General features: G+C 36.8%; 10 protein-coding genes and 1 CRISPR repeat array. Of the genes, 7 read left to right on the top strand and 3 right to left on the bottom strand.

Translation table 11 applies throughout. The features are described 5' to 3' along the window. A CRISPR array of direct repeats spans nt 1-1,327; the repeat unit is 25 nt; unit sequence GAAACTCCCAAAAGGGAGTAGAAAG. A gap of 237 nt (nt 1,328-1,564) precedes the next feature. Further along, complete coding sequence (gene gyaR, locus QPL79_RS08495; protein WP_285274385.1) at nt 1,565-2,572, top strand: glyoxylate reductase; 1,008 nt, start codon at nt 1,565-1,567, stop codon at nt 2,570-2,572. A 15-nt stretch (nt 2,573-2,587) separates the two neighbouring features. On the opposite strand, the gene QPL79_RS08490 is transcribed toward gyaR, so the two are convergent. Together QPL79_RS08490 and QPL79_RS08485 are read right to left on the bottom strand one after the other, a co-directional pair. After that, nucleotides 2,588-3,835 carry a DUF58 domain-containing protein gene (locus QPL79_RS08490; protein ID WP_285274384.1) on the bottom strand — a complete coding sequence of 416 codons (1,248 nt, stop codon included), beginning with the start codon at nt 3,833-3,835 and terminating at the stop codon, nt 2,588-2,590. A 47-nt stretch (nt 3,836-3,882) separates the two neighbouring features. After that, nucleotides 3,883-4,827, bottom strand: a complete 945-nt coding sequence (locus tag QPL79_RS08485) for an AAA family ATPase (RefSeq protein ID WP_285274383.1) — start codon at nt 4,825-4,827, stop codon at nt 3,883-3,885. A 57-nt stretch (nt 4,828-4,884) separates the two neighbouring features. Here QPL79_RS08485 and QPL79_RS08480 point away from each other — a divergent pair, with 57 nt between their 5' ends. Genes QPL79_RS08480 through QPL79_RS08460 form a run of 5 tightly spaced genes read left to right on the top strand, consistent with a single transcriptional unit; the run spans nt 4,885 to nt 9,421 of the window. Continuing rightward, nucleotides 4,885-6,639, top strand: a complete 1,755-nt coding sequence (locus QPL79_RS08480) for a hypothetical protein (protein WP_285274382.1) — start codon at nt 4,885-4,887, stop codon at nt 6,637-6,639. 2 nt (nt 6,640-6,641) lie between these two features. Then, nucleotides 6,642-7,157: a hypothetical protein gene (locus QPL79_RS08475; RefSeq protein ID WP_285274381.1), complete on the top strand. Its 516-nt coding sequence runs from the start codon at nt 6,642-6,644 to the stop codon at nt 7,155-7,157. Then, nucleotides 7,154-7,324 carry a hypothetical protein gene (locus QPL79_RS08470; RefSeq protein WP_285274380.1) on the top strand — a complete coding sequence of 57 codons (171 nt, stop codon included), beginning with the start codon at nt 7,154-7,156 and terminating at the stop codon, nt 7,322-7,324. Before QPL79_RS08475 ends, QPL79_RS08470 begins: the two co-directional genes overlap by 4 nt. Then, nucleotides 7,311-8,522, top strand: coding sequence for a DUF4350 domain-containing protein (locus QPL79_RS08465; protein ID WP_285274379.1), 1,212 nt, complete (start codon nt 7,311-7,313; stop codon nt 8,520-8,522). Before QPL79_RS08470 ends, QPL79_RS08465 begins: the two co-directional genes overlap by 14 nt. Next, nucleotides 8,519-9,421, top strand: a complete 903-nt coding sequence (locus QPL79_RS08460; RefSeq protein WP_285274378.1) for a hypothetical protein — start codon at nt 8,519-8,521, stop codon at nt 9,419-9,421. The genes QPL79_RS08465 and QPL79_RS08460 overlap by 4 nt, the downstream gene beginning before the upstream one ends. A gap of 7 nt (nt 9,422-9,428) precedes the next feature. On the opposite strand, the gene QPL79_RS08455 is transcribed toward QPL79_RS08460, so the two are convergent. Then, a complete protein-coding gene (locus tag QPL79_RS08455; protein WP_285274377.1) occupies nt 9,429-10,136 on the bottom strand; it encodes an HD domain-containing protein in 708 nt (235 codons plus the stop codon). A gap of 116 nt (nt 10,137-10,252) precedes the next feature. On the opposite strand from QPL79_RS08455, the gene QPL79_RS08450 reads away from it, so the two are divergent. Beyond that, on the top strand, nt 10,253-11,119 hold the full coding sequence (locus tag QPL79_RS08450; RefSeq protein ID WP_285274376.1) for an aldo/keto reductase: 867 nt from the start codon (nt 10,253-10,255) through the stop codon (nt 11,117-11,119). Nucleotides 11,120-11,121 lie beyond the last annotated feature (2 nt).

Here is an 11,121-nt window from a genome sequence, read left to right as displayed (position 1 = left end):
GAAACTCCCAAAAGGGAGTAGAAAGTGTATTTGTCATCCTGCTCCACTCCACACTTATCTCAATCAGGAAACTCCCAAAAGGGAGTAGAAAGTGGACATGTCAATGTCTATGTTGCATTGCTTAAGAATTTCTAAAGCTTTTGAGAAACTCCCAAAAGGGAGTAGAAAGTCTTTTCTATGCAAGTGAGAAACGTATTCATATGATTCTGCAGGAGAAACTCCCAAAAGGGAGTAGAAAGCATCAAACATTCTAACAGCAACCTTGCTAAAATCAACCTCAATGTTACACGAAACTCCCAAAAGGGAGTAGAAAGATTGTGCAAAGAGTGAATTTGGTGAGATAAATGGAAAAGATTAAGAGGTTGGGAAACTCCCAAAAGGGAGTAGAAAGGCCAGCCAACAGCGTTCTCCAGGCAAACATAACCATTGACCCTCTGAAACTCCCAAAAGGGAGTAGAAAGAAGTTTTTGAATAGCTTCATCCAGTTTTCTAATTCTTTTGAAACTCCCAAAAGGGAGTAGAAAGGATGGAAATGTTTTATTGACACTTGGAGCAATCATTGGAGGAATTGCAGAAACTCCCAAAAGGGAGTAGAAAGGCTAGAGAGAAAAAAGTATGCGGGGTAAAAACATGGAATCCATAGAGCGTGAAACTCCCAAAAGGGAGTAGAAAGATCTACTGCATAGCCAAACCATTTCTCAGCAAGCTCATTGAGCAGAAGCAAGAAACTCCCAAAAGGGAGTAGAAAGGTTTGGGTTTATATACTTTTCTCACGCTCCTCACGCACAAACACAGAAACTCCCAAAAGGGAGTAGAAAGAGCTTCGAGAGCTTTGAGGATGGCAACATCATCAGATAGATAATCGACAAGAAACTCCCAAAAGGGAGTAGAAAGATGGGTCTTGGGCTTGGGGCATTGCATTGTTGTTGCTTGCATAGAAACTCCCAAAAGGGAGTAGAAAGCAGTCCCATCAACAGCAACAAAACCTGTGTTTTCATCAACAAACCTCTTCCCGAAACTCCCAAAAGGGAGTAGAAAGGATTCATAGTCATCCAATATTGCATCAGCTATTTGCTTGCATTCACTTACTTGAAACTCCCAAAAGGGAGTAGAAAGTTATCACTACCCTATTCAGGATGGCGAATTGTTGCAACTCTCTCACCAGAAACTCCCAAAAGGGAGTAGAAAGTTAATAGATTCAAAACATAACATCATACATGAGTAAACAAATGCAAGAAACTCCCAAAAGGGAGTAGAAAGACTATTTTGATGTAGTCACAGGGCTTCCCCTCCCAAACAACAGAAACTCCCAAAAGGGAGTAGAAAGTCTTTACTTATGGCCATAGAGCTCATTCATAAATACAATCAAGAACAGCTATAGATACAAATAAAAACTTTAAACGAACTGTAATTTAAAATAATTAATCAAATGATCATTTCTATAATCCAAGTACCACAGCCCAAAGATTTAGTTATATGCAATTCCAGTTTTTGTTGCTAATTAAAGCTTTTAAAGAGCACCGAATTGTAGCAAATTGTAGTATGTTGAAAGAGGTTGTGATATATGAAGCCAAGAGTTTTTGTTACAAGGGAACTGTTTCCTGATGTGATAGAAAAGCTTGGGAGGTATTATGATGTTGAGGTTTGGGATAGGTATCAGCCACCGCCATATGATGTGCTTTTGGAGAAGGCTAGGGAGGTTGATGCTTTAGTGTCTTTGTTGAGTGATAGAATTGATTGTAATCTTCTTAAGCAGGCTAAGAGGTTGAGAATTGTTGCTCAGTATGCTGTTGGCTATGATAATATAGATGTTGAGTGTGCTACTAATCTGGGTATATATGTTACTAATACTCCTGGTGTTTTGACTGAGGCTACTGCTGAGCTTACATGGGCTTTGATATTGGCTGTTGCTAGAAGAATTGTTGAGTCTGATGTTTTTGTTAGGTGGGGTGAGTGGTGGAGAACTAGAACAGGTTGGCATCCACATATGATGCTTGGTGCAGAGTTGAAGGGTAAAACACTTGGAGTTGTTGGGCTTGGGAGAATAGGGTCTAGAGTTGCTGAAATTGGAAAGGCTTTTGGCATGAAAATTATTTACTATGATGTGAAAAGAAATGTTGATTTGGAGAAGGCTCTTGGGGCAGAGTACAGAGATCTTGACACACTTCTTCAAGAAGCTGATGTTGTTTCAATACATGTTCCATTAACAAAGGAAACACATCACATGATCAATGAGGAAAGGCTAAAGAAAATGAAGAAAACAGCAATATTGGTAAACACAGCGAGGGGTGCTATAATAGATACAAATGCATTGGTCAAGGCATTGACTGAGGGTTGGATTGCTGGTGCAGGTCTAGATGTTTTTGAGCAAGAGCCTCTTCCACCAAACCACCCACTAACATCATTCAAAAACGTTGTGCTAGTACCACACATAGGTTCTGCAACATATGAAGCTAGACATGCAATGGCTGAACTAGTTGCGGAAAACCTAATAGCGTTCTACGAAGGGAGAGAGCCGCCAACACTAGTCAATAGAGAGGTTTTGAGGGTAAGACCACCAGGATTTAAATAAATAGTGAATTACTCATTAAACAACATATTCACTTGGTGCATAAACACCTAAAACTCTATGAATTTTTCTAGCTATGAAACCACTTCTTGTAACCTCTCTCATAACATTGTTTAGTTCCTGAGTAGATAATCTTTTGTTGAATAGAAATCTTAGTAGTGTTGAAGGTGTTAAGAAAACCTTTAGCTCGTGTCCATAAATCCTCAACTCCTCGTGTAGTTTTACAATATTCTCAACATCTAGATCATCCATTGGATCAATAAACAATGCTACAATACATGGCTCTCTACAAGTATCAAAAACTATTTGCTTAACAAACCATCTCACAATTCTATTGCTGCTAGAATAGCCTCTAGGCTCAGCCAAAGTCTCTGGCCACTCAATCAAGGAGAAAAGCGAGTATATGTTTTCAGCACCTTTTCTCACAACAAAATCACTAATCTTAATGCTATCCTCTGTTGCAACACCAAGTCTAACACCCATATTTCTCTCACAAGCAACTGAAACAATGCTTAGTATTGCACTTGCTATGTAGCTAACAGGCGGTGGATCGCCGATGAAATGCCCATAATGGATAGACGCAACAATAACTATGTTTTTAAAAGACATGCCCTCAAACTCTTTAACCATTAAACGTCTTGCCTTGGCTGTTGCCTTCCAAGCTATTCTTCTAAAATCATCACCAGCAACATACTCTCTAACACCAAGAATATTGATTCCCATACCTCTTCTTCTAGATGTGAAAGCCTCGTAAACAATTTCCGATGGCATTACAATATCCATTTTGAATCTGCTAGGCTTTTTCATTGGAACTATTTGCACAGTTACTGGATTGCTCAATCTTATCCTTGCAACAACTCTAAACAGTTTGAAAATATCGCGAAAAGTTATTGTAAGCATTTTCACTTTGTGAAAACCAACATAACCCTTCACAAAAACCTTAAGCTTATACATATTATCATTAACAACCACATTGTGTTTAACATATGAAATACCAGCATCGCTTTCAAGACCTACCCCAGCTACGGATAAAACTTTGGGAAACAAAACCTCTATAGCCACCTCTACACCAATTTCCTCATTCTCAACACCACTAACCTCATGCTTCAAAATCTTAACGTTGGTTACAATACTTTTTACTGAAGTTGCTATGGAAAGTGATGCAACAACAACTGTTAGTGTTGTTGATGCAATGAACAATGCTAAGAAACTTGGTATTTGATTGCCAAACCCAACAAAAGCTATTAAAGTTGCTAGAATAAGCAAGTAGAAGTATTTTGTTGGTTTTTGAAAAATCTCAACAACGTTGCTGTCTATGGCCTTGGCACCTCAACTCTAGTTAAAATCTCCCGTATAACACTCTGGGCGCTATATCCCTCGGCAATGTACTCAGGCTTTAGCAAAATTCTATGTGATAAAGCTGGTATAGAAGCTTTTTTAACATCATCTGGTATAACATATTTTCTCTCATCATAAAGAGCAAACTCCTTTGTGAGGTTAAGAAGCATTAGAGCACCTCTTGGTGTAACACCAAGTCTTACAGCAGGATGTTTATTGCTATACTCAACTATTTTCACAATATAGTCATATATTGAGTCATCAACATAAACACTCTCTATCTCTTTAGAAGCCTCGGCAATATCTGTAGAGTTAACAATAGGCTTCAAATTCTCAAACTCTCTTTCAATCATTCTCAAATCCTTTTTAAGAAGCTTAATCAAAGACTCTCTTTCAAGACTCTTCATATCAATTTTTATGTAGAATCTATCAAGCTGAGCTTCTGGCAGTGGAAATGTGCCCTCCAACTCTATAGGGTTTTGAGTTGCTATTACTGTGAATGGTCTTGGCAACTTAACCGTTTCACCATCTATTGTAATCTGCCTTTCCTGCATAGCCTCAAGCAAAGCTGATTGTGCTCTTGGAGAAGCTCTGTTAATCTCATCAACTAAAACAACATTTGAGTATATAGGTCCTAGCCTAAGCTCAAACTCACCTGTTTTCTGATTATATACTCTAGTTCCTATAATATCTGATGGCAATATATCGACAGTACACTGAATTCTGGAGAAGGAAAGGTTTAGAAGCTTTGATATTGTTTTAGCTGTTAACGTTTTTGCGATACCTGGTATACCCTCTATCAAAACATGTCCCTCAAATATAATGGAAAACGTTATTAGCTCTACATAAGAAACTCTATCAACAAGCACCTTCGAAGACTCTTCAACAACTCTTTGAACAACTCTGCTAAACACCGTCATTGTTTACCACAACAAAATATTTTTAGTTTTTAGCAAAATATGCTATAATGTGATTACATGAATAGTCTACCTGCTAAAAACATTTTCATTAGCATTATCATAACACTCATTGTGTTTTACCCACTTAGCTTTTTAAATGTCTTGGCCATTGATAGACACTCCATTGAGTTAGGAAAAGCAGCATCGACAATAGTGTATGGTTCTGAAATTCTTAAGCAATGGATTAGAAATGTAAATGCAACATTAACCAATACAAGCGAGGTAAATGCCGCACTTGCTAAGAAGCTACTGCAGATGGTGTATAACGATACCAGATTAGCATTGTTCATTGGAGCTGCTCAGCTTAGAGCTTTGAAAATGTTTTCTGGTGAAGGATTCTACATAACTAGAGAGGACATTTCAAAGCTGCTAATATTATTTGCTGAGAAAAGTCTGGAGAATGATTTGGGATGTGACAAGCCATTGTCAAAGCTTATTCTAAATCTCTACAACGGATATGAGTTTTGCAGCTACAACTACACTGACATTGCTAATTTAATAGATTATGTTATAGAAACTGGAAAAGGAGTTTCAGCAAACACCACAGCACGAATATCATCAAAACTTCTACTAATTCTAATGCTTTACAAAGGAGCTGTATCTATGAGTAGAAAAACATTTGATGATTTATTAAATGATATGCTTGTTTACGACTCAATAGTTTTGGCAATGTTTATAAAAAACTTTGTGAGTTATCACCCAATCAATTTCGATTATAGAATAAGTTACTCAAACATACAATACATCACTAAAAGCAATGAAACTTCTAATGTAATAGATGTAAACACTTTTGAGAAAGCTATTTACAAGCTCATAGAATTGATTGAGAGTGAGAAGATATCTATCAAAACAAGTGAATTCATATCCATGATTTTTCTTGGTATAAGCACTAATATTGGGCAAACACTGCAAGTGTTGCTTTCAAATAATATTAGTATTAGTAGCATAGAGGTTATTGCATCGCCAAATCAATATATTGTTGAAAGCAGTAAAGGAGCTAGCTCTATACCCAATCAATTTTTTAGAAACGGTTCTTCACCATATATGATATCCCCATCTCAACAGTTAATGGAATCTTACATGGGTATGGGAAACAATGGAATAGCTGAGGAATCTTATATAAGTAGAAGCAGAGTAGATAGTGGTGCAACCTCGTCTTCAGTGCGAAAATCAAGAATTCTAAGTCTCAATTTTAAGGATTATAAAGCTTTGGAGGAAGTTGTTGCAAAATCTAATGCAATTTCATTTGCTGAAACAATTCTAGAATCGAATAGGTTAAGCAGTCAAAGCATTAAAGATGTTGTTATAGTTGATAGTGGTGCTAAGAAGCAGTTTCAGTATGGCAACCAAATGTTCATATTGTTTGTTTCAACATCAACGCTTTTAACATTTATAGTTTTTGTGGTAATTGTGTTTTCGAAACATAATATTCTTTTAGCTATGAAGAAGCTTTTTGTAGTAAATAGAGCAAGGGTTTTTGCAGATACGAAAAGTGCTTTGGGTAAAGAGGATGAGAAGACTATTTTGTTACACAGGTTTTGGAAAGTGTTACACTTTGTGTCTGGAAAACATGGTGTTACTATAAACAATTCCGATACTCATAGAGATGTCTTATCAAAACTAGTGAAGGCAAATCCCAGAAATATTCAATTAATTAAAACAGCTGTAACAAAGTATGAGGTTTTGAGATATTCAAATATGTGGAGTGGAAAAGATTTGAAGGAACTTAGCAATTTCTTGAATTTGTTGGAAAAGGATTATGGGCTTGGATAAAAATGGTTAAAAGCATTTATGTATTTGTATTTGCTTTGTTTGTTATTGCCTTAGCGCTAAGCTCTCTACTATACCTTGGCCCCTATAGCTACACAGATTTTGTAGCAATATACACAATATATGCACTATCACTATACTTCATAATGAAAACAGCAATAGCAATAAAATCAGGTAAATGCATATCAATAAGCTTCAAAATTCCCTTCATGCTAATAGATATTAGGCCACTTTTCAAACAAATTCATAGAGTTCTTTTGTTTTCAGTACTTACAATGATTTTTGGAGCCTTTACAGTTGTTTTCATAAAAAATATTTGGTATTCATCAACATTATCAGCTTTGGCCTCGATTACAGCAACATATTTTCTAAGCAAATACTGGGGAAGAACACTACAAATTAAGGTATTACCAATAGCGATTGTGTTAATTGCAATAGCTTTTTATGTTGCTGGTTTTATTAGCGATAAAGCATTTTACTTGGATGATTGGATAAAGTTTTTTGAGGCAATGCTTCAATGAGGCAAAGTGAAAAACAGCAAACTCTTCTAGTTTACACAGCTTTAGCTGTTTTCATATCTGCAATTGTCTTGGCTATTTTGCAAAGATATGTAGCCTCATTTATTTCACTATTAGCAGGTGTAGTAATACTTTCCTATTCTAGTGGGTCATGCCATGAGAAAAGCTAGCAAAACCATAAACACAATTCTATTTCTTTTCACACTTCTAATAGCATTAACACTGTTTGCATCATTTGAGAAAAACATTGCTGGAATTTCAACATCTGGTGCATCGCCTCTAAACAGTTTTTGGGATGGCTCATCAAAATTCATAGAGTTTCTAGCATCTAGAGGAGTTGTTCACATTGTTAAAGACTGGTCCAGTGTTAGATACAGTAACTTCGGTGGCTGTACAACACTTGTTTTTATCTCACCAGAGAAAAGCTTTGAAAACTCGGAGCTTTTATCAATAGCAAATCTTGTTTCAAAATCTAAAGCTAGTGTTATTGTTCTTGATGAGGACGGCTATGGGAATCAAGTTCTTGAGAAACTTGGAATTCCAGCTAGAATTGAGGCATTCAAGTACATTCTTTCAGCAAACTACTCTGGAATAGTCTATGGCTATGTAAATGTAAACAAGAAGATGTTTTACATAGCATTTGCATATGTATCACCAGTAACCATCTTAGATAAAGCGTCTTGTCACCCAATAGCATTTGTGTACAACAATACTGTTGGTGTTGAGTGTTACAAAAACGGTTTAAAGGCTGTTGTCATTGGCGATGGATCAATAGCTACAAATACTGTTTTTGGTTTTCAACAACAGCAAAATGTTTATGTATCCCTATTCAACTCTATCATAGACAGCATTTGCGAAAACAAATCACCAAAAACATTCTTTGTCGATGCCTCTAAATACGGTGAAAGACTGCTTTCACTAAGTGAGCTGGTAAACGTTTATGGAGTTCCAAAAGCAATTGCAATACTCATTAACCCTGCAAGGTATTTGCATATAATATTCAATAATGTATCAAATCAAATTGGTGCTCAAATAGTTTTAGCACCACTAATTGCAGCACTAGCATATGTTGTAGCCAGGTTTAGGGGTTTCGTACATGAGGAGAAAAGACTTTACCCTTACTCAGAATCGAAACTATTCAGCGATACTGTAGATGTTTTGAGGAAAATGTGTTTAGAGGATGCTATCTGCAGTAAAAAATTGCAGTGCTTAGTGAAGAGTAGGATTAGTAGGAAATGTGTTAAAGATGTTGTTAAGTATTTTGAAGAGAATTTCGAAAGCAGAAAAAGACTTCTACAGTTTTTGGCATATAAAAATTTAAAGCTGAGTTCATTAGAGTTGGAGCTTATCAGGCGAACAAGTTCATGATAGAAAAGAACAAACTCTACTTAACACTAATCTCAATTTCCATATTCACAATACTAATTCTCAATACCATTGCCGGCCAAGCAGAGAATCCAAATATAACAATTAAAATAAATGGAGATGGTGTTGCAACAGTTTATATAACTACGCAAATCAGTATTGGTGTAACAGGTGTTGATTTACCTGTTAAACCAATTGAATCCTCTATAGAGGTTACAGCAAGTACAGCTACTGAATGGGTTTTAATGGGAGATACACTCTACATAGCTTCATCAGCAAACGCAACAGCTACAATAAGCTACATAGCAAATGTTACAATCGTGAATGGCCTGCTTCAACTCAATATAACTAAACCAGTTGTGGTAAGACTTGTGATATCCCCAAACATAATTCTTCTATCAATACCCAACGAAACATTATTTTATGAATCAACAGCTAACGAGACAGTTATTGTTTTCAAAGGCCCTGCAACAATACAATACACAATAGCAGTTCCTACCACACAAACCACAACAACAGCAATAACTGCTATACCTCCAACACCTACACCAACACCTACTCCACTTCCAACTACAACATCAGTACTTACAACCTCTCTACCCACTACATCAACTTCAGCAACAACCTTGGCTAAAACCAGTACACCACAAACATATCAATCTACAACTACCAGCAGCACCATAATATCACCAAGCTATACCAGTTATACTAGTGCAACAAGCATTGCTACCACTGTTACAACATACACAACATATAGTAGTTATACCAGCGCCATTGGTACAAGCAGCTTAGGAACCTCTTCAGCTACCCCAGCACAACCAGTATCAATGTCAACAATATTGATTATCATTATAGTATTAGTCGTGGTTGCGATACTAGTAATTCTATTAGTAAGGAGGTAGTGAAGGGTTATTTATCAGCACCCTCCTTACATACTGCAATAGCTTTTTGGGTTAAACCACTTTTTTGAGCTTCTTGAACAACATTTCTAAGGCCATCTCTCTTAATAAGCTCATTCAAAATTTTGTAAATGTTGCAACCCTCTTTCTCAATTTCCTTAAGCTTTGAAAGCAAAATGTTTTGTAGGTACTCACCAAATCTAGCATCTATAGAATCTGCTAAGTGCACTATCAAACCCTCTATTGTTGAGAATGGGGCAATTCCATGAGCTTCTGAAACAACTCTTATAAGAGCATCTGGCGCGTTTCTTCTTGACAACTCAGCAACAATTGCATAGTCGTGACTTAGGTACCAGTCATCCCTTGGCTTATAACCACCACTAGCATCGTCTACTGCATACTGATAGTACTTGAAAATATCGTGCAGAATAGCAGCAGAAACAACCAAATCCTCATCAACATCAACTCCATATAGATTCTCAAAAATTTTTGCTATGCTTCTAGCTATTAAAGCAACTGATAGTGTGTGTAGAAGCAGCCCACCAGAAAAGAAGTGGTGTTTTCTTGGAGCAGCAGGTGATTCCCCTAACTGTATCAAAGGTTTTGTGCTTGTAAATGTTAGTGTAGGGTTGTTGAGAATATCTAGAACAATGCTTCTATAAGTCTCTTTCGCCATGTTATTTACAATGCTTAGCAGCATCTCCCTAAGATTATCCATGGGCAACACCTAGACGATGTAGTCTTAGACTTCATCATTTTCACTACAAAAACATTTATATATTCACATGAGCAAAATATTTAATTTTTGGAGAGAAACACTTTGTGGTGATGTTTTTGGAGTATAGGAGACTGGGTAGAACAAATTACAAGGTATCAATACTTACCATAGGTGGTTTTGGTCCTGGTGTCTATCCAGATGCTCAAGCTGCTATTAAAGCTGTTGAGAATGCTATTAGTGAAGGACTCAACATGATTGATATAGCTCCTAGCTATGCAGAAGCTGAGATAAGGCTGGGCCCACTAATAAAAAAGTATAGAGATAGACTTGTTGTTGCTGAAAAAACTCTTGAGAGAACATATGAAGGTGCTTGGAGAGAACTTAAAACAACTCTTTCAAGATTTGGTGTCAACTCTTTAGATATTTACCAATTTCACGCTGTTGGCTCTTTGGAGGAGCTAAACAAAATCTTTAGTGAAAAAGGTGCTGCAAAGGCTTTTCTTGAGGCTCGTGACCAGGGGTTGATAAAGTTTATTGGAATAACTGTTCATGCCGATATGAGAGTTGCTTTAAAAGCTTTGGAAATGTTTGATTTTGACACTATTCTAATACCTGTATACGCAGCTGCAATGACTATGCCAAGACCTGAGAATGATTTTAGACCAGTTCTGAAGGTTGCTATGGATAGAGATATTGGTGTTATAGCCATAAAATCTATTGCTAAGAGAAGATATGTAGGTGAGAAGAGATACACTACATGGTATGAGCCTTTCGACACTCAAGAGGATATAGATATGGCTGTTTGGTACACATTATCACAAGAACCTGTGGCAACATATGCCATGGCTGGAGACATAAGGTTGTGGCCAATGATTTTAAGTGCTGGAAAAAGGTTTAAGAAATTGTCTTTAGAGGAGCAGAGTAAGGTTGTTGAAGTGTTTAGGGAAAAGGGTGCTAAACCACTATTTCCTGAAAACCTCTAGCC

Source organism: Ignisphaera cupida, from assembly GCF_030186535.1.
In the GTDB taxonomy this organism is placed as follows: Archaea; Thermoproteota; Thermoprotei_A; order Sulfolobales; family Ignisphaeraceae; genus Ignisphaera; species Ignisphaera cupida.
The sequence above is the reverse complement of the archived record's forward strand: the minus strand, read 5'-3'. Positions and strand labels throughout refer to the sequence as shown.